General features: G+C 70.3%; 26 protein-coding genes and 1 pseudogene. 9 read left to right on the top strand and 18 right to left on the bottom strand.

The genetic code is table 11. The features are described from left to right. Positions 1 to 563, top strand: a 563-nt coding sequence (locus tag ACFWY6_RS10065; protein WP_384687727.1) for a TetR/AcrR family transcriptional regulator, incomplete at its 5' end; no start/stop codon positions are given. A 49-nt stretch (positions 564 to 612) separates the two neighbouring features. Here ACFWY6_RS10065 and ACFWY6_RS10060 read toward each other — a convergent pair. Together ACFWY6_RS10060 and ACFWY6_RS10055 are read right to left on the bottom strand one after the other, a co-directional pair. Further along, a complete protein-coding gene (locus ACFWY6_RS10060) occupies positions 613 to 1,617 on the bottom strand; it encodes an SDR family NAD(P)-dependent oxidoreductase (protein WP_384687726.1) in 1,005 nt (334 codons plus the stop codon). Further along, complete coding sequence (locus ACFWY6_RS10055; RefSeq protein ID WP_384687725.1) at positions 1,614 to 2,795, bottom strand: glycosyltransferase; 1,182 nt, start codon at positions 2,793 to 2,795, stop codon at positions 1,614 to 1,616. The genes ACFWY6_RS10060 and ACFWY6_RS10055 overlap by 4 nt, the downstream gene beginning before the upstream one ends. Before the next feature lie 198 nt (positions 2,796 to 2,993). On the opposite strand from ACFWY6_RS10055, the gene ACFWY6_RS10050 reads away from it, so the two are divergent. Beyond that, a complete protein-coding gene (locus ACFWY6_RS10050; protein WP_384687724.1) occupies positions 2,994 to 3,698 on the top strand; it encodes a response regulator transcription factor in 705 nt (234 codons plus the stop codon). Then, entirely contained in the window at positions 3,695 to 5,077 is a 1,383-nt protein-coding gene (locus ACFWY6_RS10045) for a sensor histidine kinase (RefSeq protein WP_384687723.1), read from the top strand. The genes ACFWY6_RS10050 and ACFWY6_RS10045 overlap by 4 nt, the downstream gene beginning before the upstream one ends. Positions 5,078 to 5,132: 55 nt before the next feature. Here the strand turns inward: ACFWY6_RS10045 and ACFWY6_RS10040 are convergent, their stop codons facing one another. The 5 genes from ACFWY6_RS10040 to ACFWY6_RS10020 all read right to left on the bottom strand — a co-directional run bounded on the left by ACFWY6_RS10040 (position 5,133) and on the right by ACFWY6_RS10020 (position 10,382). Further along, the gene (locus ACFWY6_RS10040) at positions 5,133 to 6,230 is read right to left on the bottom strand and encodes an alpha/beta fold hydrolase (protein WP_384687722.1); all 1,098 of its coding nucleotides are present in this window, start codon (positions 6,228 to 6,230) and stop codon (positions 5,133 to 5,135) included. Positions 6,231 to 6,403: 173 nt separating this feature from the next. Next, the gene (locus ACFWY6_RS10035) at positions 6,404 to 8,104 is read right to left on the bottom strand and encodes a methylmalonyl-CoA mutase (protein WP_384687721.1); all 1,701 of its coding nucleotides are present in this window, start codon (positions 8,102 to 8,104) and stop codon (positions 6,404 to 6,406) included. A gap of 74 nt (positions 8,105 to 8,178) precedes the next feature. Beyond that, entirely contained in the window at positions 8,179 to 8,511 is a 333-nt protein-coding gene (locus tag ACFWY6_RS10030) for a DUF3817 domain-containing protein (RefSeq protein ID WP_384687720.1), read from the bottom strand. Positions 8,512 to 8,578: 67 nt separating this feature from the next. Continuing rightward, positions 8,579 to 9,088: a MarR family winged helix-turn-helix transcriptional regulator gene (locus ACFWY6_RS10025; protein WP_266870860.1), complete on the bottom strand. Its 510-nt coding sequence runs from the start codon at positions 9,086 to 9,088 to the stop codon at positions 8,579 to 8,581. A gap of 10 nt (positions 9,089 to 9,098) precedes the next feature. Further along, positions 9,099 to 10,382 carry an MFS transporter gene (locus ACFWY6_RS10020; RefSeq protein WP_384687719.1) on the bottom strand — a complete coding sequence of 428 codons (1,284 nt, stop codon included), beginning with the start codon at positions 10,380 to 10,382 and terminating at the stop codon, positions 9,099 to 9,101. A 78-nt stretch (positions 10,383 to 10,460) separates the two neighbouring features. Between ACFWY6_RS10020 and ACFWY6_RS10015 the strand changes: the two are divergent. After that, positions 10,461 to 11,322, top strand: a pseudogene (locus tag ACFWY6_RS10015) (DUF5937 family protein). 93 nt (positions 11,323 to 11,415) lie between these two features. Continuing rightward, positions 11,416 to 12,438: a glycoside hydrolase family 6 protein gene (locus ACFWY6_RS10010; protein ID WP_384687718.1), complete on the top strand. Its 1,023-nt coding sequence runs from the start codon at positions 11,416 to 11,418 to the stop codon at positions 12,436 to 12,438. 35 nt (positions 12,439 to 12,473) lie between these two features. Here the strand turns inward: ACFWY6_RS10010 and ACFWY6_RS10005 are convergent, their stop codons facing one another. The 5 genes from ACFWY6_RS10005 to ACFWY6_RS09985 form a co-directional block, all read right to left on the bottom strand. After that, positions 12,474 to 14,432 carry a galactose oxidase-like domain-containing protein gene (locus ACFWY6_RS10005; RefSeq protein ID WP_384687717.1) on the bottom strand — a complete coding sequence of 653 codons (1,959 nt, stop codon included), beginning with the start codon at positions 14,430 to 14,432 and terminating at the stop codon, positions 12,474 to 12,476. Between the two features lie 3 nt (positions 14,433 to 14,435). Further along, positions 14,436 to 16,250 carry a glycosyltransferase family 2 protein gene (locus tag ACFWY6_RS10000; protein WP_384687716.1) on the bottom strand — a complete coding sequence of 605 codons (1,815 nt, stop codon included), beginning with the start codon at positions 16,248 to 16,250 and terminating at the stop codon, positions 14,436 to 14,438. Between the two features lie 175 nt (positions 16,251 to 16,425). After that, positions 16,426 to 16,638, bottom strand: a complete 213-nt coding sequence (locus tag ACFWY6_RS09995; protein WP_384687715.1) for an acyl-CoA carboxylase epsilon subunit — start codon at positions 16,636 to 16,638, stop codon at positions 16,426 to 16,428. Next, positions 16,635 to 17,879 carry a cytochrome P450 gene (locus ACFWY6_RS09990; protein ID WP_384687714.1) on the bottom strand — a complete coding sequence of 415 codons (1,245 nt, stop codon included), beginning with the start codon at positions 17,877 to 17,879 and terminating at the stop codon, positions 16,635 to 16,637. The genes ACFWY6_RS09995 and ACFWY6_RS09990 overlap by 4 nt, the downstream gene beginning before the upstream one ends. After that, on the bottom strand, positions 17,876 to 18,094 hold the full coding sequence (locus tag ACFWY6_RS09985; RefSeq protein ID WP_384687713.1) for a hypothetical protein: 219 nt from the start codon (positions 18,092 to 18,094) through the stop codon (positions 17,876 to 17,878). Before ACFWY6_RS09985 ends, ACFWY6_RS09990 begins: the two co-directional genes overlap by 4 nt. 1 nt (position 18,095) lies before the next feature. On the opposite strand from ACFWY6_RS09985, the gene ACFWY6_RS09980 reads away from it, so the two are divergent. The 4 genes from ACFWY6_RS09980 to ACFWY6_RS09965 are packed head-to-tail and all read left to right on the top strand — an operon-like array spanning position 18,096 to position 21,297. After that, positions 18,096 to 19,157 carry a type III polyketide synthase gene (locus tag ACFWY6_RS09980; RefSeq protein ID WP_384687712.1) on the top strand — a complete coding sequence of 354 codons (1,062 nt, stop codon included), beginning with the start codon at positions 18,096 to 18,098 and terminating at the stop codon, positions 19,155 to 19,157. 46 nt (positions 19,158 to 19,203) lie between these two features. After that, entirely contained in the window at positions 19,204 to 20,421 is a 1,218-nt protein-coding gene (locus tag ACFWY6_RS09975; protein ID WP_384687711.1) for a cytochrome P450, read from the top strand. Beyond that, a complete protein-coding gene (locus tag ACFWY6_RS09970) occupies positions 20,418 to 20,954 on the top strand; it encodes a cupin domain-containing protein (RefSeq protein ID WP_384687710.1) in 537 nt (178 codons plus the stop codon). Before ACFWY6_RS09975 ends, ACFWY6_RS09970 begins: the two co-directional genes overlap by 4 nt. A 46-nt stretch (positions 20,955 to 21,000) precedes the next feature. Next, entirely contained in the window at positions 21,001 to 21,297 is a 297-nt protein-coding gene (locus ACFWY6_RS09965) for a hypothetical protein (RefSeq protein ID WP_384687709.1), read from the top strand. A 39-nt stretch (positions 21,298 to 21,336) separates the two neighbouring features. Here the strand turns inward: ACFWY6_RS09965 and ACFWY6_RS09960 are convergent, their stop codons facing one another. The 6 genes from ACFWY6_RS09960 to ACFWY6_RS09935 form a co-directional block, all read right to left on the bottom strand. Continuing rightward, a complete protein-coding gene (locus tag ACFWY6_RS09960; protein WP_384687708.1) occupies positions 21,337 to 21,822 on the bottom strand; it encodes a hypothetical protein in 486 nt (161 codons plus the stop codon). Further along, positions 21,785 to 22,414 carry a TetR/AcrR family transcriptional regulator gene (locus ACFWY6_RS09955; RefSeq protein ID WP_384687707.1) on the bottom strand — a complete coding sequence of 210 codons (630 nt, stop codon included), beginning with the start codon at positions 22,412 to 22,414 and terminating at the stop codon, positions 21,785 to 21,787. Before ACFWY6_RS09955 ends, ACFWY6_RS09960 begins: the two co-directional genes overlap by 38 nt. Beyond that, complete coding sequence (locus ACFWY6_RS09950) at positions 22,411 to 23,094, bottom strand: DUF4166 domain-containing protein (RefSeq protein WP_384687706.1); 684 nt, start codon at positions 23,092 to 23,094, stop codon at positions 22,411 to 22,413. The genes ACFWY6_RS09955 and ACFWY6_RS09950 overlap by 4 nt, the downstream gene beginning before the upstream one ends. Beyond that, positions 23,091 to 23,789, bottom strand: coding sequence for a hypothetical protein (locus tag ACFWY6_RS09945; RefSeq protein ID WP_384687705.1), 699 nt, complete (start codon positions 23,787 to 23,789; stop codon positions 23,091 to 23,093). The genes ACFWY6_RS09950 and ACFWY6_RS09945 overlap by 4 nt, the downstream gene beginning before the upstream one ends. Before the next feature lie 163 nt (positions 23,790 to 23,952). Then, positions 23,953 to 24,246, bottom strand: coding sequence for an MTH1187 family thiamine-binding protein (locus ACFWY6_RS09940; protein ID WP_135330232.1), 294 nt, complete (start codon positions 24,244 to 24,246; stop codon positions 23,953 to 23,955). Beyond that, a complete protein-coding gene (locus ACFWY6_RS09935) occupies positions 24,243 to 24,587 on the bottom strand; it encodes a DUF3817 domain-containing protein (RefSeq protein WP_360767041.1) in 345 nt (114 codons plus the stop codon). The genes ACFWY6_RS09940 and ACFWY6_RS09935 overlap by 4 nt, the downstream gene beginning before the upstream one ends. Positions 24,588 to 24,613 lie beyond the last annotated feature (26 nt).

Genomic DNA, 24,613 nt, shown 5'->3' with positions numbered 1-24,613 from the left:
CGACCCGTCAGGCACTGGTCGAACTCGGCTGGTCCAAGCTGACCCTCGGCGACGTCGCCACGCGGGCCGGCGTCGCCAAGACGACCCTGTACCGCCGCTGGGCGGGCAAGAGCGAGCTGGTCGTGGACGCGGTGGCGGAACTCTTCGACGAGCTGGAGCTGCCGGACCGGGGCAGCCTCGCCGCCGACATCGAGGGCGTGGTCCTGCAGTTCGCGGCACTGCTGAGCCGCCCCGAGACGAAGACCGCGCTGATGGCGGTGGTCGCCGAGTCGACGTCGGACGCACCCCTGCGGGAGCGGATCCGCACGTCGATCGTGGACCGCCAGAAGCGTCTTGTCCTCGCGGGGCGGCAGCGGGCACAGCAGCGGGGGGAGCTCCCCCCGGAACCCGACCCCGCGGCCGCCGCGCGGACGGCCGACCTCATCTTCGACGTGACAGCGGGCGCGGTGGTCCACCGCGCCCTGGTCAGCGCGGAACCGATCGACGAGGCCTGGGCCCGCAGCTTCACCCTGCTGCTGCTGGGCGGACTGTCGGCGGCTGCGGGCAACCAGGGCGCCCCGTAAGGGGCGCGGGGAACTGCGCGCCCAGCCACACACAGCCCGCGGCCGAAGTTCAGACCTGATAGCGGTCAGCAGCAAAGAGCTGCAGATGCTCGGCAACCCAGGCCGAGGTCTGCTTCAGGCCCTCCGCCAGAGACACCCGCGGTTCCCACCCCGACAGCTCCCGGGCGAGCGAGTTGTCGGACAGAAGCCGCAGCACCTCACTCCCGGAGGGACGAAGCCGGGCAGGGTCGACGACGACCGACGCCTCCCGGCCGGACGCAGCGATCAGCGCCTCCGCCAGATCCCCGATGGAAATCTCCTCGCCGACCCCGAGATTCACCGCACGCCCGACCGCCGCCTCACACCCCGCCAGCGCCATGAACCCCCGCGCGGTGTCCGTCACGTACGTGAAATCACGCGTCGGCGTCAGCGAGCCCAGCTTGATCTCCCGTGCCCCGGAGTGGAGTTGGGCCAGGATCGTGGGGATCACCGCGCGGGCCGACTGCCGCGGCCCGTAGGTGTTGAAGGGGCGCACCACCGTCACCGGCAGCTCGAAGGCGTGCCAGTGGGAGAGCGCCATCATGTCGGCGCCTATCTTCGACGCGGAGTACGGCGACTGGGGCTGGAGCGGGTGATCCTCGGAGATCGGCGCCGTCAGCGCCGTCCCGTACACCTCGCTGGTGGACGTGTGGACGAGCCGCCGCACCGAGTGCCGCCGGCACGCCTCTGCCACGTTCTCCGTGCCGACGACATTCGTCTGGACGTACGCGCCAGGAGAGTCGTACGAGTACGGGATGCCGATCAGCGCGGCCAGGTGGAAGACGGTGTCACAGCCCTCGACCGCGTCCATCACGCGCCCGGCGTCCCGGACATCGCCCGCGAGCATCTCGACCCGCGGGTCGCCGAGCAGATGCGCGAGATGCCCCTTCTCCGCGTACGGCTTGTAGTGCACGAAGGCGCGGACCTTCGCGCCCTGCTCCAGGAGCAGATCGACGAGCGTCGAGCCGATGAAGCCCTCGGCTCCGGTGACGAGGACGGTACGGCCGGTCCAGTCGAAGGTGTCGTTGCGGGTCATGCGTACTCCAAGTGAGAGGTGTGGTGGGTGAGTTGAACGACCCGCTCGGCGAGCAGATCGGCGGCGCGGGCGTGCGGCCCCGGATCGGCCGCACCGCTCATCGCGGCGAGCCGCGCGGGATCGGCGAGCAGCGGCCCGACAAGCTCCGCGAGCCGCGCCGCCGTCGTCTCGCCGTCGGACAGCAGCAGCCCCGCGCCCGCGTCGGAGAGGACCCGCGCGTTGTGGGTCTGGTGGTCGCCCGGCGCGTGCGGGTAGGGGACGAGGACGGCCGGGACGCCGGTGGCGGCGAGCTCCGCGACGGTCGCCGAACCGGCGCGGCAGACGACCAGGTCCGCGGCGGCGTACGCGAGGTCCATCCGGTCGAGGTAGGGCACGGCGCGGGCGATGGTGTCCGCACCCGCCTCCGTCAGGCGCCGCCGCGTCTCGTCGAGGGCGGCGGGCCCGGTCTTGACGAGGAGCTGCACGTCGCCGCGGTGCCGCCAGCGCGCCGCGAGCCCCACGGCCGCCTCGGTGAGCCGGGCCGCACCGAGGCTGCCGCCGTTGAAGAGCAGCATCCGGGCCGCTTCCGGCACCCCGTACTCCCGGCGGGCCTCGGCCCGCAGCGCGGCACGGTCGAGCGCGGCGAGCGGCGCGGCGATCGGCATCCCGGTGGTGAAGGCCCGGTCGCCGCCGGGCAGATGCGCCTTGCTGCGGTCGAAGGCGACCGCGATGTTCGGGGTGAGCCTGGCGGCGAAACGGTTGGCGCGGCCGGGGACGGCGTTCGACTCGTGGATGAGGCTGGGCAGGCCGGCCATCCTGGCGCCGACGATGACCGGGGCGCTCGGGTAGCCGCCCATGCCGACGGCCACCTGCGCGCCCTGCGCCCGAAGGATCGCCCGGCACTGGGCGCCGGACTTCACCAGGGCTGCGGGCAGCAGATACCGCTTGGCGCCGAGCGACGGGTCGAACGGAATCATGTCGACGGTGTGGAGCCGGTACCCGGCGTCCGGTATCAGCCGGGTCTCAAGTCCCCGTTCCGTACCGACGAAGGAGACGACCGCGCCCGGCACGGCCCGCCGCAGGGCGTCGGCGAGGGCTAGCCCGGGATAGATGTGCCCACCGGTGCCGCCCGCGCCGATGACGACGGAGAGCGGCGGCCTGGCCCCCGCATCGGGAGATCGCATATCGGGTGTTCGCATGGCAATGGAGCATCACGAGCAGGTCTAAGAGTGTTTTAAGAGCAAGGTTTGGCACCTTTGATCCATGAGATCTCCGAGCACAATCGACGCCCGTCCGCGTTGTGGGCAGGCGTTCCGCAGGGCGGAACGGGTGGGCACAACGCACAGCCGCCGAGCACCGATGCACCACGCGTCCAGCACAGACACGGCAAACCCCGCGTGACCACTCCCCACGCCGCCAAGATCCTCGTGGTCGACGACGACCCAGAAGTCCGCGCAGCGGTGGAGGACGCCCTCACGATCGAGGGCCACCTGGTCCGCGGCGCCGCCGACGGCCAGCGCGCGCTCACGGCAGTGGCCCGCTGGGAGCCCGACCTCCTGGTCCTGGACGTCCTGATGCCCGTCCTGGACGGCCTCGCCGTATGCCGCCAACTGCGCGCCGCAGGCGACCGCACCCCCGTACTCGTCCTCACCGCCCTTGACTCCGTCAGCGAACGCGTCGACGGCCTCGACGCGGGCGCGGACGACTACCTGGTCAAGCCCTTCGCCCTGGACGAGCTGGTGGCCCGCGTCAGGGCCCTGCTGCGCCGCGCCGCCCCCGAGCGCGCCGCCGACGAAACCGGCGACGGGCTCAGTCACGGAGACCTCACCCTCGACCCGGCCACCCGCACCGGGCACCGAGGCCCCCGCCCGATCGAGTTCAGCCGCACCGAAGCCGCCCTGCTCGAACTGCTCCTGCGCAACGCGGGCCAGGTGCTGCCCCGCGAACTGATCCAGGAATCGGTATGGGGCCGCGACTTCGGGCCTGACTCCAACTCCCTTGCCGTGTACGTCGGTTATCTGCGCCGCAAGCTGGAGTCGGAAGGCGAGCCCCGCATCGTGCACACCGTGCACGGCGTCGGCTACCGGCTCGGCAGCCCATGAGCGCCCGCCGCAGGCTCGGCGCCCGGTGGCGCCGCCGCCGCCCGCTGCGCGCCCGGCTCGCGGTGGCCACCGCCGCTGCGGTCGCCCTCGTCGCGGTCGGGGTGTGCGTGGCCGCGTTCCTCGTCATCCGCTTCAAGCTGTACCAGCAGCTCGACCAGAACCTCGCCCAGTCGGCGACCCTGATCGCCCAGCAGCGGCACGACGGCGGGCCGGGCGTCGTCACGGGCGAGTGCCGGTTCCTGGGCGCACCGGCCTGCCTGCAGATCGTCCCCGCCGACGCGGACGACGACCCGTCCGAGGCCTACCTCCTCCCGGTCTCCGCGGCCACCCGGCAGGTCGCGAGCGGCCAACTGGCGCCGTACTACTCGAACTTCACCCTGCACGGAAAGCCCGCCCGGATGTTCACCACCAGCTACGGCAAGGGCGAGGCCGTGCAGGTCGCCCTGCGGGCCGACATCGCGGACCGGGGCGTGCGGCAGACCGCGTATCTCCTCTCGGCGGTGGGCGGCGTCGGCATCCTGCTCTCCGGGCTCGGCGGCTACTGGGTCTCGCGCACCGGCCTCGCCCCGGTCGCCCGCCTCACCGCGACCGCGGAACGCATCGCGGCCACGCGCGACGCCCGGCACCGCATCGAGCTGCCGCCGGGGCCGCCGGGCCGCGAGGACGAGGTGACGCGGCTCGCGACCTCCTTCAACACCATGCTGGCCGAGCTGGAGGAGTCGGTCACAGCCCGCCGCCGACTCGTCGCCGACGCCTCGCACGAGCTGCGTACGCCGCTGACGGCGCTGCGTACGAACGCGGAACTCCTGGCCAGGGCCGACCGCCTGACGGACACTCAGCGCGACCGGGCATCAGGAGCCCTGACCCGCCAGCTCCGTGAAGTCACCGGCATGGTCAACGACTTGATCGAGCTGGCCCGGGACGAGGAGCCGCAGCCCCTCCTGGAGGAGGTACGCCTTGCCCCGCTGGTCGCCCACGGCGTGGACGCGGCGCGCGGCCACTGGCCCCAGGTCCCCTTCACCCTCCAAGTGACCCCGGAAGCCGCCGAGTTGAACATCCCTGGAGTCCCGGCACGCCTGTCCCGCCTGCTGACGAACCTCCTCGACAACGCGGCCAAGTTCAGCCCGCCGGGAACGCCGGTGGAAGTGACCCTCACCCCCACCGCGCTGACGGTCCGCGACCACGGCCCCGGCATCGCGGCGGAGGACCTCCCCTACGTCTTCGACCGCTTCTACCGCGCGGAGAAGGCCCGCGCCCTCCCGGGCTCGGGCCTCGGCCTCGCGATGGCACGCCAGATCGCGCACGCGCATGGCGCGGAACTGACGGCGGAGGCGGCGCCAGGCGGGGGCGCACAGTTCAAACTGACGCTCCCTACTTAGCCCACTCCCACTACTTGGTCCACGCCTACTTGGTCCACGCCTACCTGGTCCACGCCTACCTGGTCCACGCGCAACTGCCGAGCGTCGCCTTGCCCTCGGCGACGAGCCGGTCCGCTTCCTTCGCGTACGGCACCTTCGTCTGCTTGCCGCGGCAGATGACCGTCCGCTCCCCCTGCCCGGCCAGGTCGACCAGGATCTGGTCCCAGTGCCGGTACTGCACGTCGTGCCCGGAGTCGGCGTACGTACGCACCTTCGCCGTGCCCGGCAGCGCCTCCTGCCAGGTCTTGAGGGTGGCCGGCGGAACGGTCGTGTCCTTCTTTCCGCCGTAGAGGTAGACGGGGGCGTCGAGCTTCGCGAGATCCGGGCCCGGCCGCTCGCAGTACAGCTTCTGCTCGTGCACCTGCGGCGCCGGATCGGCCTGCTGGCCGCGCTGGTTGTAGGTCCGCGCGCCCTCTTCGTACGCCGTGTCGGCGAAGCCCGGTATCGACTTGACGGGGCTGTCGTCGGGGAACGCCCACCACGTGCGGGGATCCTTGATCGAGTCCTTCAGGGCGGCGGCAAGCGCCTCGTCGGACATCGCGCAGTACGCGGGCTTCGCCCCGTACGGCGGGAGCGCGGCGGCCAGATGCAGCGCCGAGATCCGCCCGGGCGCCCGCGCGGCCAGCCCGGCCGCGTACGGCCCGCCGCCGGAGATCGCGACGACGCTGACGTCGTCGATCTTCAGCCGGTCGAGCACCTCCAGCGCGTCCTTCGCGAAGTCCGCCTTGCCCAGGCCCTTGTCGAACTCGGTGTCGCCGAAGCCGTTGCGCTCCACGGAGATGATGCGCAGGCCGAGGTTCTCGCGCGTCGTACGGAAGTAGTCCGTCATGTGCGCGGCGCGGGCGCTGGTGCCGGTGCCGCCGATGTAGAGGACGGGCTTGCCGTCCTTGCTGCCGGAGTCGGAGTAGTGCGCCGTCCGCCCGTTCGCCAGCTTCGCCGCGTGCACCTCGGGGCCGAGCGAGTCGAAGGCGTCCTGGACCTTCGGCTCGGCCGGCGGGCTGGCACTCACCTCACCGGAGCCACCCACCGCCAGCGCACCGAGCAGAGTGACCGAGGCGACTCCGATGGCGGTGACGGCGGTACGGGTGGGGCCGGGCAGGCTCGCAGGTGACACAGGTGGCTCCAGGGGCAGGACGAACTGACGTCCGCCGCGCCTACCCAACTAAGTGCCGACCACACCCATCACATCAACAACGCCCCGCGGGGTGCGCCCCCGAAGGGGCGCGGGGAACTGCGCGACCAGCCACAAAAGACCCGCAGATCCCCACACACCTAAACGAACCCGGACTAGAACCCGGGCGGCTCGGTGTAAATCCCCCACTCGTCCCGCAGCGCATCACAGATCTCCCCGAGGGTCGCCTCGGCCCGCACAGCCTCCAGCATGGGGCCAATCATGTTCGACCCGTCCCGCGCGGCACCCAGCATCCGGTCGAGCGAGGCCGCCACACGCGCGTCGTCGCGCGCCGCCTTGCGCTCGCCGAGGACCTTCACCTGCTCCCGCTCCACCTCATGGCTGACCCGCAGAATCTCCAGGTCACCGGTGACGGAACCATGGTGGACATTGACGCCCACGACCCGCTTGTCACCCTTCTCCAGGGACTGCTGGTACTGGAAGGCCGATTCAGCGATGTTGCCGGTGAACCAGCCGTCCTCTATGCCCCGCAGGATCCCGGAGGTGATGGGCCCGATGGGGTGCTGCCCATCCGGGTGCGCCCGGCGCCCCCGCTCCTTGATCTGCTCGAAGATCTTCTCGGCGTCGGCCTCGATACGGTCGGTCAGCTGCTCCACGTACCAGGAACCGCCCAGCGGATCCGCCACGTTGGCGACGCCGGTCTCCTCCATCAGCACCTGCTGGGTGCGCAGCGCGATCTCTGCGGCCTGCTCGCTGGGCAGCGCGAGGGTCTCGTCGAGGGCGTTCGTGTGCAGGGAGTTGGTGCCGCCGAGGACCGCGGAGAGCGCCTCGACAGCGGTACGTACGACGTTGTTGTACGGCTGCTGTGCCGTCAGGGAGACCCCCGCGGTCTGCGTGTGGAAGCGCAGCCACTGGGCCTTGTCGGTCTTGGCGCCGTACACGTCCCGCATCCAGCGGGCCCAGATCCTGCGGGCCGCGCGGAACTTGGCGATCTCCTCGAAGAAGTCCAGGTGCGCGTCGAAGAAGAAGCTCAGTCCGGGCGCGAAGACATCGACGTCCATGCCGCGGCTCAGCCCCAGCTCGACGTACCCGAAGCCGTCGGCGAGGGTGTACGCGAGCTCCTGCGCGGCCGTCGCCCCGGCCTCGCGGATGTGGTAGCCGGAGACCGACAGGGGCTTGTACGCGGGGATGTCGCGCGCGCAGTGCTCCATCAGGTCGCCGATGAGACGCAGGTGCGGCTCGGGCTGGAAGAGCCACTCCTTCTGGGCGATGTACTCCTTGAAGATGTCCGTCTGGAGCGTGCCGTTCAGGATGCCCGGGTCGATGCCCTGCCGCTCGGCGGCGACCAGGTACATGCAGAAGACGGGGACGGCGGGTCCGGAGATCGTCATCGACGTCGTGACGTCACCGAGCGGGATGTCCTTGAACAGGACCTCCATGTCGGCGGCCGAGTCGATGGCGACCCCGCAGTGCCCGACCTCGCCGAGCGAGTGCGCGTCGTCGGAGTCCCGGCCCATCAGGGTCGGCATGTCGAAGGCCACGGAGAGACCGCCGCCGCCGGCGGCCAGGATCATCTTGTAGCGCTCGTTCGTCTGCTCGGCGTTGCCGAAGCCGGCGAACTGGCGGATGGTCCAGGTCCGGCCGCGATAGCCGGTGGGGTGGAGTCCGCGGGTGAAGGGGTACTCGCCGGGCCATCCGATCCGCTCGAATCCCTCATAGGTGTCCCCGGGCCGCGGCCCGTAGACGGGCTCGACCGGGTCGCCGGAGAGCGTCGTGAAATCCGCGTCGCGCTTCTTCGCGGTGTCGTACCGGGCCTGCCAGCGACGGCGGCCCTCCTCGATGGCGTCAGCGTCCATACCTTCGAATTTACTAGGACGTCCTAGTAAATGTCGATGGGTGACCGCCACGGACCTGTCCATGGCGGTGGAGGTTACGCCTTGGCGGCGACCGGCGAACCGTCGGTGATCAGCGGCTCGACCTCGCGCACGACCTTGCGCTCGACGAAGAACGCGGCGGTGGGGATGGTGCCCGAGACCAGCACCCAGAGCAGCTTCCCGAAGGGCCACTTCGCCTTGGAGCCCAGGTCGAAGGCGAAGATCAGGTAGATGATGTAGAGGACGCCGTGGACCTGGGAGACGACCAGCGTCAGGCCCTCACCCTTGTCGAAGCCGTACTTGAAAACCATGCAGGTGCACAGCACGAGCAACATGACGGCGGTGACGTAGGCCATCACCCGGTATCGGGTCAGCACGCTCTTCTTCATGCGTTCGAGGGTATCGGCCCGTTTTGCGCGATCTTCCGGCGGCCCCGGCCAACCGGAAAAGCAGCTTCTACTGCTCCTCGAAGTCCTCCGCCGCGACCCGCAGCGGCCGCAGCATCGCGAAGATCTCCGCGCACTCCTCGGCGTCGTACACCCCGAGCCCGAAGTCCATCGCCATCAGCTCGCGGGTGGCGGCCTCGACGACCTCGCGGCCCTTCTCCGTGATGGAGGCGAGCGTGCCGCGCCCGTCGTTCGGGTTCGGGCGCTTGTCGACGAGGCCGGACTTCACCAGGCGGTCGACGGTGTTCGTGACCGACGTGGGGTGGACCATGAGCCGCTCGCCGATCTTCGACATCGGCAGCTCGCCGGCCTGCGAGAAGGTCAGCAGGACCAGCGCCTCGTAGCGCGCGAAGGTCAGTCCGTACGGCTTGACGACCGCGTCGACCTCGGCGAGCAGGATCTGGTGCGCCCGCATGATCGAGGTGATCGCGCCCATGGCCGGGACCGATCCCCAGCGCTGCTTCCAGAGTTCGTCGGCGCGGGCGATGGGATCGAAGGGAAGGCTGAGCGGCTTCGGCACGCCAAAGACCTTACCCGCCGGTCACATGCTGGTCAGCCCCGTCTCGCAATTCGGTCGCCTGTTCCCGTACGTCGATGGATGCGCCGGGAGCGGCACGGGCCGTGGCCCGGACTTCCACCACCAGGACCAGGCAGCACACCGTGCCCAGGATGCCCGCGCCCGTCACGACCGTGCTCACCCCGAAGAACTCGGCGGCAAGGCCCGCGAGCGCCATGCCGACCCCCTGGATCGTCATGAGCCCGGCCGTGTGCACGGTCATGGCCCGCCCGCGCAGCTCCTGCGGCACGGAGTCGACGAACCAGCGGTCGAGGCCCAGGGTGTACGCGGACCCGGCCCCGGCGAGCACGAGGGCGAGCATCGCCCAGACCAGCCCCGGCGTCACGGCGTACACGACGAGCGGCAGCAGTGTGACGGAGGCGAGCGGCAGGGCGATGCGGGCGCGGGTGCCCGCGGAGAGTGCGGACCCGGCGTACAGCTCGCCCGCGATCGTGCCGACCGGCAGCGCGCACATCAGCAGCCCGACGCCCGCGACGCCGACGCCGATCTCGTCGGCGTACGGGGCCGCGAGCGCCTCCGGGGCGACCATGAACATCGGCGGCGCCCAGAGCAGGAGCAGCAGCGCCCGGATCCGGCGGTCGCCGAGTATCCGCCGCGCGCCGCCGAGGGAGTAGCGGACGAGCGCCGAGCCGCCGTCGCCCCGCGCGGGCCTGCGCCGTGTGCCGAGCCGCAGAAGCAGCGCCGACGCCAGGAACGTACAGACGGTGATGACGAGTGCCCCGCGCGCGGGCACGAAGGTGAGCAGCACGCCGCCGAGGCCGAAGCCGACGAGCACGGAGCTCTGCGAGACGATCCGCAGCAGGGAGCGCCCGAGCACGAACAGATCGCCGTCCCCGAGGATGTCGGTGAGGGTCGCCATCCGCGTCCCGTTGAAGACCGGCGAGACGACGGCGATGACGCACCGCAGCGCGAGCAGCGCGAAGACGGGCGTCGCGGGCAGCGCCATCAGGGCCGCGCACCCGGCACACAGCAGGTCGCAGAGCACGAGCACCCGGCGGGGCGGATACCGGTCGGCGATCCCGGAGAGCAGCGTCCCCCCGATCAGGTAGGGCAGCATGCCGAGCGCGAAGGTGAGCGCGCTCAGCAGCGGCGACCCGGTGAGCGAGTACACGAGGACGGTCAGCGCGACCTCGCTGACGATGACGCCGAGCAGCGAGAGGGCGTGTGCGAGGAAGACGGTGCGGAACTCACGGACGGCGAAGACGCGGCGGTAGCCGGTGGGTTTCTCTTCGGGCATGTCCGCACCCTGCACGCGCGCGTGCCCTCGCCCTAGAGTTTCGGCTCCAGGCGAATCGAGCCTGGGGCGGGGGGAGCCATGCCGTATCAGTTGCACTTCGGGCAGGACGACCTGCTGCGCTGCCGGTTCGCGATCTCGCCCCTGTGGGAGACGCAGGAGGCCGTGCGCACCCTCAAGCGCCCCGACCGGCACGGCTACCACCCGCAGTGGCTGCGGCGGATCCGCGGGGCGGGCGCGCGGCTCGACCTCGCGGCGGTCTGGCTCCTGATGCCGCGCCGCGGGCACTGCCCCGGGGGCGGCGGACAGCCCGCTGGGGCGCGCGCTCGTCGGCGATCCGGCGCGCGCGGTGCGGGAGCTCGCGGACGCCATGGAGGCCGCCTGGCACGCCCTGATCGAGCCGGACTGGCCCCGCCTTCGCACCCTCCTCGAGGCCGACGTGGCCTTCCACTCGCGCCGCCTCGCCGAGGTCGGGCTCGGCGGGCTCCTGAGCGAGCTCGACCCGCGGCTCAGCTGGAACGCGGGGACGCTCGCCGTGGACTGGAACGGCGAGCATGTGCGCGATCTGCGGGGCGAGGGCCTGGTCCTGATGCCGAGCGTCTTCACCTGGCCCGACGTGGTCGGCGGGCACGACCCGCCGTGGCAGCCGACCATCGCCTATCCGGCGCGCGGCCTCGCCGGGCTCTGGGCGGGGCCCGGCGAACGTACGCCTGAAGCGCTCGTACGCCTCCTCGGCCGCGGCCGGGCGACCGTCCTCGCCGCGCTCGTCGACCCCGCCACCACCTCGGCCCTCGCCCACCGCCTTGGCCTGGCCCCGTCATCCGTGTCCGCGCACCTGGGCACGTTGCGCGACGCGGGTCTGCTGGTCTCGCGGCGGTACGGGCATCAGGTCCTGTACGAGCGGACGCCGCTGGGCATCGCGCTGGCGAGTGGCGGCATCTGAGGCGGCCGGTCCCGGTGTCGTAACCGAACCGCATTCGACCGTTATGTAACGATTGCGGCGACGCGTCACGTCACCGTCGCCCAAGGGGTCTGGATGCACCGGCTGCTCCGCACGTTCACGGCACTCACGGCCCTCACGGCCTTCGGGCTCACGGGCTGCTCGTCCGGGTCCGGCTCCGGCAAAGAGAAGCCGGCCGCCGACGCGGGCCGCTCCACCGCCGCCGACCGGCCTCCCGAAAGCGCCTTCTGGGTGGACCCGGAGAGCCCCGCGGCCCGGCAGGTCGAGCAGTGGGAGCAGGAGGGGCGCCCCCAGGACGCCGCCGTGCTCAGGCGGATCTCCGAGCAGCCGATGGCGGTGTGGCCCGCGGGCGACGACCCGGCGCCCGACATCAAGGGCGCCGCCGACGGTACCGCACAGGGCGACCGCACCGCCGTGTTCGTCGCGTACAACATCCCGCACCGCGACTGCGGCCAGCACTCCGCGGGCGGCGCGGGCAGCCCCGACTTCTACCGCCAGTGGATCGACAAGTTCGCGAGGGCCATCGGGAAGAGCCCCGCCCTCGTCATCCTGGAGCCGGACGCGGTCCCGCACATCGTGGACGGCTGCACGCCCGGCGAGTACCACGCCGAGCGCTACGAACTGCTCTCCGAAGCCATCCAGCGGTTCAAGCAGCAGCCCCGGGTGAAGGTCTATCTGGACGCGGGCAACCCCGGCTGGATCGACCAGGCGCCCAAGCTCGCCGAACCGCTCCAGAAGGCCGGCATCGACCAGGCCGACGGATTCTCGCTGAACGTCTCCAACTTCCACACCGACGAGACGATCAAGGCGTACGGCCGCAGCCTGTCGGAGGCGGTCGCCGGGAAACACTTCGTGATGGACACCAGCCGCAACGGCAAGGGGCCGCTGGCCAGCGACCGCGAGGACGCCTGGTGCAATCCGCCGGGCCGGGGTCTTGGCACCCCGCCCACGGACAAGACGGGCGACGCGCTGCTCGACGCGGTCCTGTGGATCAAGCGCCCCGGCGACTCGGACGGACCGTGCCGGGGCGGCCCGGCGGCCGGCCAGTGGTGGCCCGACTACGCGCTGGGCCTCGCGCGCAACGCCAAGGACGCCTAAGGACGCCTGAGGACACGTCACTTCACGTGGATCCGCTACTTCACGTGGATCCACTTGGCCTCGGACGACGTGCCGTTCCGGTCCGTCACGAACAGCATGTACCAGCCCGGCGGCACCAGCGCGGTGTCGCCCCTGGGCACGTCCACCGTCACCGAACCCTTGCCCTTGGTGAGCCCGAGCGCGATCGACCGCTGTTCCACGTCCGTCGTGTGCGTCACCGCGCTGGGGCGCATCAGCCGGGCCGACGCGATCTTCGCCGCGTCTCGCGTACGGAACGTGGCGCGGCCGTTGGCGGCAAGGACCTCAGGCCCCTTGCCGAGTACGGGGCGGTCCTTGCCGGCCTTGTGCAGGGTGGGCGGCGTGAAGACCTCCATGCGCTGCTCGAAGTGGCCGAGCTTGGTGTTCTCCTGGTTGTCGAAGAGCGGGTCGGAGCCGAAGGTGACGACCCGTCCGTCGGGCAGCAGCAGCGCCTCGGAGTGGTAGTTGCGGCCCACCCTGGGTGACGCCGCCTCACGGAAGGCGTTCGTCCTGGGGTCGTAGAACTGCGCCTTGAGGATGTTGCTCGCGCCGCGCCCCCGGTAGTCCCTGGAGCCGTTGGACGTGAACACCGAGTCGTCCGGCATGATCACGCTGTTCAAGTACCGAGTGCCCTGCGGGAGTTGGGGCCCGGTCCGGAAGACGGGGCTGTCCTCCCTGAGATCCACCACCGCCGTGCGCCGGGTCGCCTTCTCGGACTCACCGACACCTCCACCACCAAGGATCATCACCTTCTGATCCTGCGCGGGCGGCAGCAGCACGGACGCGGACGTCTCCGTCTGATCGAGATCGGCAAGCCCGGGTATCTTCTGGAACTTATTGGTCTTCAGATCCCACAGCCCGGGGGCACGGCCCTTGTCGGCAGGGCCGTAGCCCGCGTTCGACGCCGGGTAGAAGAGCTTGCCGCCCTTGGTGAGGAAGAGCGCGGGGTAGGTCGGGAAGTAGCGCTTGGGCCCGTTGGTCCACTTCTTCGTCTTCGGGTCGTAGATCTCGTTGTCGCCCGGGTCGATCATGCCCACGTCGTCGAGCCCGGAGACCGCGAGCACCTTGCCGTCGTCGAGACCGACGAGCGTCGGGTACCAACGGGCCTTCTCCATCGGCTCGACGGGGATGTACTTCTCGGCCTTCGGGTCGAACTCGTAGGCCGCCTTGATCCCCTGGAAGTCCTGCTTGTCCATGGTGATCTTCTCGGCGATCCCGTAGGCGTTGTCCGCTTCCTTGCCGGTCAGGCCCTCGATCTCGTACTGCGCGGTCTTCTCGGTGACGGACCGCTCGCCCTTCTGGACCGCCTCCACGAAGACGCGTGTCTCGCTCGCCTTGACCGTCGCCTTCCAGGGCTGCATCACCCCGGACTTGGAGTACGTGATCTTGAAGTCCCGTTTGGCCTTGGGCACGTTGACGTCGAACCTGCTCACGTACTCGACGCCGGAGGGCGAGCGGAAGCGGGTGCCCCTCTTCAGGACGAGCGGCTTGTCGGGGTTCTCGTTCTTGACCCGCATGCCGCCGCCTGCCCGCTCGATCTCGCCGTCGAGGAGTTCGTAGCGCGCCGTGCCGCCCGCCACCAGGAGGCGCCCGTCGGGGAGTTGGGCGTGCCCGGAGCAGAAGAAGTCCTCGGGGGTCGCGATCTTCTTGAAGGTGTCCGTCTTCGGATTCCAGAGGATCGTGTCGAAGGAGCCCTTGTCGAACTTCTTCTGCTCGTTGCCGGAGCCCGCGACGATCAGGACCTTGCCGGTGTGCAGGAGCGCCGCGTGGATGGCATTGGTGCGGTACTCGTCAGGAATGCCGATCTGCTTCCAGGAACCGTACTTCGCCTTGTAGCCGGGCTGGGCGATCTTGTACTCGTAGTACTGCTGCTCCGCGAAGGAGAGCGCCGCCGGTGCGTTGAGTCCGACGAGCAGCGCGCCCGCCCCGACTCCGAGGAGTGTCTTCTTCGTCCGCTGCGAGGGCCGGTAGGCCATGGCTCAGTTCCCTCCTGTCGTCGTACCGGTGGCGAATGCCGGCTCCGGATCGCTGTCCGGGCCCGTGGCGACCAGGCCTTCCGCGTCCGTGCCTCCGAGGCGGCGCGCCTGCTGCCGGGCCTCGGCGCGTGCCTTGCCTCCCTTGCGCTCCTTGATCAGCGTGAAGGCCCAGATCGTGATCGGGGCGAGCGAGATGGCCATCGCAAGCACGGCCCAGGTGCGCATCGCCACATGGGTATGGCCGAGCACGAACGAGGCGGCCAGCGACGTGGCGAGCAGGGCCGCCCAGAAGAGATGGATGCGGAAGGTGAGCACCCGGTCCGGGCTCGTGCCGTCCCCCTTGGGGGTGACCACGAAGCGGCTCGGGCGGCGCAGGAGGGCGGCACCGAGCGACTTGGCGTAGATGGGCGCGGAGAGCGCGGACATCGCCATGCCGGCCAGGCCTCCGGAGCCCTCCGGCTCGTGCGGGGAGACGTTGTGCCGCCGGTTCCAGAGGTAGAGCCCGACCTGGAGCGCGGCGGCGTCGCTGTAGAGCATCAGCCACACGGACGCGGCCACCTGCGTACCGGACGCCCCGAACCACAGGAAGAGAACACAACTCAGCACGCCAAGCAGCCAGTTGACGGCCGTCATCGGGTAGTAGACGAGCATCATCGTGTACGAGAACAGCCGGCCTGGCGGCATCGTGAGCGGTGCCTTCCAGTACTGCTTGAACAGCGTCTCGTACGTCCCGCGCGACCAGCGCATCTGCTGGGTGAAGAAGTCCGTCCAGGAGGCGGGCCCCTCGCCGACGGCGAGCACGTCCGGGGTGTAGACGGACCGCCAGTGCCGCCGGGTGAGGGGGTTCTTGTGGCGGTGCAGCTCGAAGCCGGTCGCCATGTCCTCGGTGATCGAGTCGTAGAGACCGCCGACCTGGAGAAGCGCCTTGATCCGTACGACGTTGTTGGTGCCGACGAACATGGGGGCGCGGTAGCGGTTGCCGGCGCGCTGGATCAACGCGTGGAAGAGGAACTGCTGCGACTCGGCGGCTTTGGTGACGGGGGTGTCGTAGTTCCCGTAGACCTGCGGGCCCACGACGAACGCGACGTCTTCGTCCCGGAAGTAACCCAGCATCCGCTCAAGGAAGTTGGGGAGCGGGACGTGGTCGGTGTCCACGGAGGCGAAGAAGTCGTAGCCGCCGCCGTGCATCGCGAGCCAGGCGTTGTAGTTGCCGTGCTTGGTGCGGGCCTTGTGGACGCCGTTCTCGCGGTTCCACTCGGGCACGCCGTTGCGGGTGAAGTGCCGGACGCCGAGCTCCGCGCAGAGGGCCTTGGCCTCGTCGTCGTCGCCCTCGTCCAGGAGCCATATGTCGAGCGGTCCGTCATGACGTATGCGGGTCGCGCCCTCGAGGGTGGCGCGGACCATGGCCAGGGGTTCCTTGCCGGGGACGTACGTGGTGAGGAAGGCGACCCGCGTGCCCGGCTCGGGAACGACGGGTATCGGGTCTCTCGCCACCATCGTCGCGTGGGCGATCGATATGACATTGACGAGCATGAAGAGCTCGATGAGACCGATCGCCACGAGCATCGTGATGTCGAGGCCGATGAGCCAGCTGTCGGCGCCCTCGCGTTCCGTCCAGTGGGTCGGCCAGACGAGATAGACGAGGAGGAGGCCGGTGAGGACGGGAGCGAGCGTCATGAGGAGGACGGCTCGTATTCGGTGCGGCTGGCCGGAGAGGAGCTTGGTGTACTGCACCCGATAGCAGTCGTCGCCGTCCGGCTCGGTGATTGGGCCGGCGAGCGTGCTGTGGGTTTCGTAGTTGTAGCCCTCCGACCGCACAGCGCCTCCAGGTCTTCGATGATCTGGCGATGGCAGGTTCTGGTGCGAACAAGCCAATACCCATACAAAAAGTGAGTTTTGTCCGCGTGTCGAACCGGACTCGTCCGTGTGAGCGGTTTTGGGGCGAGCGGTTTCACCGGGGTTGCGGAGCGGGCCCGCTCCTGCTGTGGAGGTGTCAGTACGGAGGGGGCGCCTGCCTGGAGCGCCAGGAGTGCGCGGGGACATACGGCGGTTTCTGATCCCACCAGGCGCGATGGGCACCAGCGGAGTGCGGGGCGCGCAGGGTGTGGGCACCGCGTATCAGCACGATGAAGACCGCGGTGAGAGCAGCCAGCTCCAAGTGGTTCGGGCTGCCTCCGACGACCTTGATCGTGTGGCGGCGTATCACCAGGACACCGGCAGGGCCTTGGGCCCTCGGATCAGGTCACCCGTCTGCCACTCGATCCGCTCGGGCGGCACCGCGAGCGCGAGTGCGGGGTAGCGGTCGAGCAGCGTGGCGATCATGATCTCGGATTCCATCCGGGCCAGCATCGAGCCCACACAGTGGTGGGGGCCGTTCCCGAAGGCCATATGGGCGATGGGCCCCCGGTCGAAGTCAAGCGTGTCGGGGTTCGGGAAGGCCTCGGGGTCGCGATTGGCCGCGAGGTACGAGGAGTAGACCGCCTCACCGGCCCGGACCACGACACCGGCGATCTCGACGTCCTGCGAGGCGATCCGCGGGAGGCCCACTCCGCTGCGGTGCGGGATGTAGCGCAGCAGCTCGTCGACGGCCTGCGGAATCAAGTCCGGTTCGGCGCGCAGCCGTTCCAGCTGCCGCGGATGGGTGAGCAGCGCGTAGACCATGTTGGCGCTGTTGTTGCGTACGGCGTGTGCGCCGCTCACCAGGATGGCGGTGGCCAGGGAGACGGCCTCCGGCTCCGTGATCTCACCGGCGTCGGAGGCCGCGGCGAGGACCCCGGCCAGGTCGTCGCCCGGCTCATCGCGACGCCGGGCGAGCAGACTGACGACGCACTCACGGACGGTCGTGCTGGCGTCGCCGCTCCGCTCGGGGGCCGGGCCGGGAGTCGTGATCAGGTTCGCCCAGGACGTCATGCCCTCCCGCATGTCCTGGTCCATTCCCAGCAGGTCGGCGACGGCCGCGAGCGGGAAGGGGCCGTGCAGGTGCTCCACGAGGTCCGCCGGTGAGCCGTGCCGCTCCATGGCGTCGAGCATGCTGTCGGCGGTGGCCTGCACGGACGGCCTGAGCTTCTGCATGCTCTCGCCGGTGAACGCTCGCGCCAGCACGCGGCGCATGTCATTCAGGCGTGGCGGGTCGGCGTAGGTGAGGGACGCCTGCTGGGAGGCGATCGCGTGCGGGCAGGAACTGGTGACCGTACGCCCGACCAGCTCCTCCCTGCTGAAGCGCGGGTCGGTCGTCGCCGCCTTGACGTGGGAGTAGCGCGCCATCAGCCAGGCGCTGCCCTCGCCGAACGGCAACTGGATCCGCGTGGCCTGCTCGTCCCGCAGCCGGTCGCTGAGGAAGGGGTCGAACTCGAGGCCCTCCAGGTCGTCAAGGCCCCAGCAGTGGACCGTCTCGTCCGAAGCCGGTTCCGTCTGCGGCCCGAGAACCGTGCGCGGGTCTGACGTCATGCTTCATCTCCCTGTTCCTCGATGTCAGCTTCCTGTCGCTCCCAGCGGTCGATTCCGCCGGATATCGGCTGTGGCATGCCTTCCCTCTCGTCGCTCGATCCGCCGTCGGCGTCGCCCAGCGTCACCGGATTGGCCCAACCACCGGTCGAAACAGTCCCGCGCGCGCATTGCGCAGGGGTCCGTGAGGCTTTGTCGAAACAGGAAAGGAGAGCCACCGTGGCGACTCTGTGCAGACCGACGGTGTCCGTGCCCGAGTACGTGATCACCATGGAGCAGACCCTCGACCTGGCCCGGTACGTTCATCCGGACCATCCGCAGCTCGAACTGGCTCTGCGGCTGATCGAGAACACCGGCGTCGCGAAGCGGCACTTGGTGCGCCCCATCGAGGAGACCCTCGCGCACCCCGGCTTCGAAATACGCAACGCCATGTACGAAGCCGAGGCCAAGGCACGGGTCCCGGCGGTGGTGCGTCAGGCGCTGGCCGACGCGGAAATGCGCCCGGTGGACATCGACCTGATCGTGTACGTGTCGTGCACCGGCTTCATGATGCCGTCGCTGACCGCGTGGATGATCAACACGATGGGGTTCCGCACCGACACGAGGCAGTTGCCCATAGCCCAGCTGGGCTGCGCGGCGGGCGGAGCGGCGGTCAACCGCGCGCATGACTTCTGCACCGCCTACCCGGAGGCGAACGCCCTGATAGTCGCCTGTGAGTTCTGCTCCCTGTGCTATCAGCCGAGCGACCTGGAGGTGGGAAATCTCCTCTCGAACGGCCTGTTCGGTGACGGCGTGGCTGCCGCCGTCGTCCGGGGCCGCGGCGGCACCGGCATCGAACTGCGGCGCAACGGCTCGTACATCATTCCCCGGACGGAGGACTGGATCGCGTACGAAGTCAAGGCCACCGGGTTCCACTTCAGGCTCGACCGACGCGTTCCCGGCACCATGGAGCCGCTCGCCCCGGTGCTGAAGCAGCTGGCCCATGCGCATGGTTGGGACGCCGCCGCCCTGGATTTCTACATCATCCATGCAGGTGGCCCGCGGATCCTCGACGACCTCAGCAAGTACCTCGGTGTGGCATCCGAAGCATTCCGCTTCAGCCGGGCCACACTGACCGAGTACGGCAACATCGCGAGCGCCGTCGTCCTGGACGCGTTGCGCCGGCTCTTCGACGAGAACGGCACCCGCGACGCCGCGCGAGGTCTCCTGGCGGGGTTCGGCCCGGGCATCACCGCCGAGGTCGCACTGGGCAACTGGACCACGGGGCGAGAGACCGCTTAGGCGAGACCACTCAGGCCTCAGACCCCGTCACGGAGGAATCGGAACGATGCTGAGGGACGGCCCCGACACCTCGCAGCCACCCATCACACAGTGGCCCGCCCTGGACCTGGACGGGGTGGACTTCGACCCCGTCCTCGCCGGACTGATGCGGGAGGGGCCGGTGACCCGCATCAAGCTTCCCAACGGAAGCGGGTGGGCCTGGCTCGTCTGCCGGTACGACGACGTGCGGATGGTGACCAACGACCCCAGGTTCAGCCGCAAGCTGGTCGTCGACCACGACGTCACCCGTCTGGCCCCCCATTTCATCCCCGCCCCCGGCGCGGTCGGCTTCGAGGACCCGCCCGACCACACACGACTGCGCCGTGCCGTCGCCGGGGCCTTCACCGCCGGCGGTGTGGAGCGCCTTCGTACGCGGGCGCGGGCGATGCTCGGCGAACTCGTCGACGGGATGCTGCGCGACGGACCGCCCGCGGACCTGACCGAGCGCCTGCTCGCACCCTTCCCCCTCGCCGTCGTATGCGAGCTGATGGGCATTCCGGAGGCCGACCGTCCCACGGTGCACACGTGGACCGCCCTGATCCTGTCCTCGGCCAAAGGCGCGCAACAAAGCGAGCAGGCCAAGACGGACATGCTGGCCTACCTCGGTGAACGCCTGCGCGAGGGGCGCGGAACGGGCGGTGACAACGTCATCGGGCTCCTCGTCAAGGCCATCGAAAGCGGAGAGGTCACCGAAGAGGAAGCCACCGGCCTCGCCCTGCTCATCCAGATCGGTGGCGAGGCCGTCACCAACAACGTGGGCAACATGGTCTACATCCTGCTCACCCGGCCCGACCTGCTCGAGCGGCTGCGGAACACACCCGAGCTGCGGCCCTCGGCGCTCAACGAACTCCTGCGCTACATCCCGCACCGCAACGCCGTCGGGCTCTCCCGGATCGCCCTCGAAGACGTCACGATCGCCGGCCACCGCATCCGCGCGGGTGAAGCGGTCTACGTCTCCTACCTCGCCGCCAACCGCGACGCGGAGATCTTCCCCGACCCCGACGAGCTGCGGCTCGACCGCAGCCCCAACCCGCACGTCTCCTTCGGGTACGGACCGCACTACTGCCCCGGCGCCGTGCTGGCCCGCCTGGAGTCCGAACTGCTCATGGACGCGGTGCTCGACCGGTTCACGGAGCTGCGGTTCACCGTCCCCCCGGACGAACTGCGCTGGCGCCCCGGAGCACTCATCCGAGGGCCCGAGGGTCTCCCCGTGACCTGGTCATGACCGCGCACCTCGCCCGTCCGGGACTGCTCGTCCCCCCTGGCCACGGCCGGACCCTGACCACCGCCGCCCAGCAGGTCACGTTCAAGGTCACCGGGGAGCACTCCCGGGTGAGCTCCAGCTTCGAGGTCGTCGTACCGCCCGGCTTCGACGTCGGGGCGCACCTGCACACGCGCAGCGAGGAGCTGTTCTACGTCCTCGAAGGCGAACTCGACGTGATGGCGTTCGAGCCGCGCGTCCGCACCGGGGACGACTGGCGGCACTGGCGGGCACTCGACGGCCGCCAGGTCGTCCGCGCGACTCCCGGAACCGTCATCGTGGTTCCGCCCGGCTGCCCGCACGCCTTCGCGAACCCCACGGGCGAACCGGCCCGCATGTTCTTCCAGGCCTCACCACCACCGGATCACGAGCGGTACTTCGAGGAGCTCCTCACCCTGCTCGACACCGGCGACCCACCGGACCCGGCGGCGATCCAGGAACTGCGGGCCCGCTACGACGTCGAGCAGCTCACTCCGCTGCGCCACGGCCTGTCCTGACCACCAAGGCACCCTCATCCCAGTACCACCGGGGCACCCTCGCCCCGTGAAGAGGCCCCGCCCGGCCGGCGGCAACGACACCCTCATCACCGCGCTGGTCGTGGGGACAGCCGAGCACGGCGCCACCGTCCACGGCGACCATGGGGACGACAAGATCACCACGGGCGCCGTGCAGGGAGGTGAGCGCGGTGCCGACCGAGCCGCCGCTCTGCCGCATGGCGTTGACCGTGGCGTGATCAGGCCCATGCCGAGGCCGGTCGCACTGAGCACAATGGATCCGGACATGGGCATGAAGGCCAGACCTGTCTTGGCGGGGCTGTATCCGCGGGTGTGCTGCAGGTAGTACGTGAGGAACAAGAAGACGCCCACACGAACGCGGCGATCAGCACGGCGGCGGCCGTGAGGAAGCCGCAGCTGTCCGGGGACGTCCAGCCGTGGCCGCCGGCTTCCGCGAGGCCGAACACCGTGCAGAAGCCCCCGGACGAGGCCAGTGCAGCGGTGCGCCGCCGGTGACGGCGACGGCGGCGAAGAGGACATTGACGTACAGCGTCGAACGCCGGCTCAGGTGCTCGGTGAGCAGGCCGCCCAGGAGCAGCCCCACCGCGCCCCCCGAGGCGGCGAGGGCCGCGAACACGCCTTGCAGGGCGCGGGCCGTCACCAGGACCTCGAAGGTGGCCGCGGCGCCGCCCAGGGCCCGCGCAGGTCGGCCACCCGCGAGGACGACCATGAGCTGGGTGAGGCCGATGACCGCGAGGATCTTCCAGCGGCGCGGATCGAGCGGCGGTGCCGCCTCGGGGCGCCCGTGTCCATGGAGTGCGCGCAGGGCCGCGTCAGGGCCGCGCCCGGCGGAGGCGGTGGCGGACCGCACGCTGGGCCAGCGGGCCCAGGTCCTCAACTGCCGTCACCAGGAGGGACAGTTGCTCCAAGGCATCCAGCGCCCTGTTCGCCCCATCGGCATCCACACCTTCGTACAGCTCGATCCCCACGAAGGACGCCGCCACCGCCCTGGCAAGACCGGACGGATCGGCGAACTCCCCCAGGGGAGTCGTCGAAAGCACCCGGGTCAGGACCTTCTCGATCTCCTCGATCCAGAGGGCCAGGCCCGCCGCCGTGGCGGGGGCGAGACGGGGCTGCGTCTGAGCCCCCGCCAGGAGCTGGCCGAGGACGGCGACATGACCGGCCGCCCGCTCCTCCTCATGCATCTCCCTCCCGAACTCGAGGAGTTCGGACAGGGAGGACACCGCCGCCAGGCGGTCCCGGTAGCGGGACACCCGCTGCTCCGACCCGTGCCGGCACGCCGCCGCCAGCAACTCGTCCACCGACCCGAAGTGGTAGAAGACCAGCGCCTGATTCACCCCGGCGGCGGCCGCGATCGTGCGCGCCGACGTCTTGGCGATGCCCTGTTCGATGAGCGTGCGCAAGGTGGCTTCGAGCAGCTTCGTCTTGGTGTCGGCGCTCACGCCCGCGCCTCCTCGCGGACAGGCCGAAGGCCCGCCCGTACGCCACAGGTGCGGACATCGGCGTACGTGGCCGTGAAGGAACCCTCGTACCCGAAGAGCGGCCCGAAGTGCCGGTTCACCACCCGGACTTGGATGCGGAAGCGGCCCGTCCTGTCGTCGAAGGACTCCCGGACCTCGGCGTCGCCGCCGATCAGCCCGGGAACGCGGACGTCCACCGGCCCCTCCCGGAAGCGGTGCTCTCCGGAGCGGATGAGCAGCGAGCCGTCCGGCTCCACCCGGGGGTGGAGGTCGCTCGCGAGGTGCTGGTGGGTCCCCAAGTAGTCGAGGATCCGGTCCCGACTCGGTGCGAGGACCATCTGGGCGTCGAAGCGCCGGGAGCGGCCCGGCAGGTCGAAGGTGCGCACGAAGGTCACCGTCTCACGGCCGAACGAGTCGGTGTACGGCACGTTCTCGATGGTGAAGGGGACGTTCCGGCCCACCCTCGGGACGAGGATGTTGCGGGTGCCGCCGACGACCAGGAAGGGCTTCACGAAGCCCCTGCCGTGCCAGATGCGGTCCATCACCCCTCGGCCCGTGCACGCCTCACCGCTCGCGAGGCCCACGGAGAAGCGGCGCTGAAGCTGCGGGTGCAGCCGGTCGAAGTCGGGGCCGAGCACGGTGCGGAAGATCGACGGCGTCATGACGGCTGCTCCTGGAGGGTGGTCAGAATGCGGGGCGCACGTGTGCGTGGCGGTGGCGTACGAAGGCACCGGCGCGCCGCAGGCGTCACGGGCAGCGGCGGCACGAGGAACGCGAGCGCGAGTACCGCCAGTGCCACCACGGGCGCGGCGAGCACCGCCGCGAGCACGCAGCCGGCCCGGAAGGCGACCTCGCCGAGCGCGTGCAGCAGCTGCCGCTCGGGGGTGATCCCCCGCTCCAGCCACAGTCGCAGCCGGTCGAAGGACCAGGCCGTGGCCCAGCCCATCAGCGGCCGGAAGAGGGCCCGGTCGGCGCAGGCACCGAAGCGGCCCCAGCGCGGCCGGTAGTCGTACCCGGTGAGGAAGCGGACGCCGCCGTCCGGGGCGGGTACGTAGCGCCAGTAGCCCGAGCCCTCCTGGAGCAGCGACAGCGGATGCGGGGATGCGAACCGCAGCGCCGACGTCCTGGTGCCGTCGGGGCGGCGCTTCTCGCCCGCGGAGATGCCGGTGCCCGCGATGGTGACGAAGGGCAGTACGCGCGTGCCGTACCGGAAGTGCTGCGGCTCCCCCGCGACCTGCGGCAGGTAGTCGATCTCGGTGAAGCGCAGGTCCCAGCGCTGGTGCTGGGAGGGCTCCTGCGTACGCGCCCAGAGCTCGTCGAGGTCGGCGGCTATGTGCGCTTCGACGTACAGGCTCACGGCGTATCCCCCAAGTCAGTGCATGCATGTTCGGCATGTTTGAGCGACTGCTCAAACAGACCTTACGGGGATTTGAGCAGTCGCTCAAGTCCGTCGCGTCGACCATGGAGACACAAGAAAGCCCCCGCCGTTGCCGGCGGGGGCTCTCAGAAGTCTCGGGGTGTCACTGCGAAAGGTGGCGCTCCACCGTCTCGACCTTCGACGTCATGCCGTCCGTCACCCCGGGGCGGATGTCCGCCTTCATGACGACGGAGACGCGCGGCGCACGCGCCTCGACCGCCGCGACGGCGCGCTTGACGACGTCCATCACTTCGTCCCACTCACCCTCGACGGAGGTGAACATCGCGTCCGTCCGGTTGGGCAGCCCCGATTCGCGGACGACGCGGACCGCGTCGGCGACGTACTCGCCCACGTCCTCGCCGACGCCCAGCGGCGTCACGGAGAAGGCGACGATCATGCGCCGACGACCCCCTCGCGGCGGGCGCGCGACGCGATCACGGCGGCCTCAGCCTCACGCTTCAGCTTGCGCTCGGCGAAGAAACCGCCGGTCGGCAGGACGGAGAGGACGAAGTAGAGGGCGGCCGTCTTCGCGTTCCACTTCGTGCGGTTCCAGGCGTCGAGCCAGAAGAGCACGTAGAGGACGAAGAGCACGCCGTGGATCATGCCCATCGCCGGCACGGCGTTGAAGTCCGTGGTCCGCTTGAGCACCGAGCAGACGAGCAGCAGCAGGAAGGAGACGGCTTCGGGAGCCGAGACCAGGCGGAGGCGGCGGAGTGCGGATGCGGTCTTGATGTCCACGGATCACCTTCGGGGGGGAGGACGGA

It is taken from the genome of Streptomyces sp. NPDC059037, from assembly GCF_042740015.1.
Taxonomy (GTDB): domain Bacteria; phylum Actinomycetota; class Actinomycetes; order Streptomycetales; family Streptomycetaceae; genus Streptomyces.
This window is presented reverse-complemented; position numbering and strand designations above follow the sequence as displayed.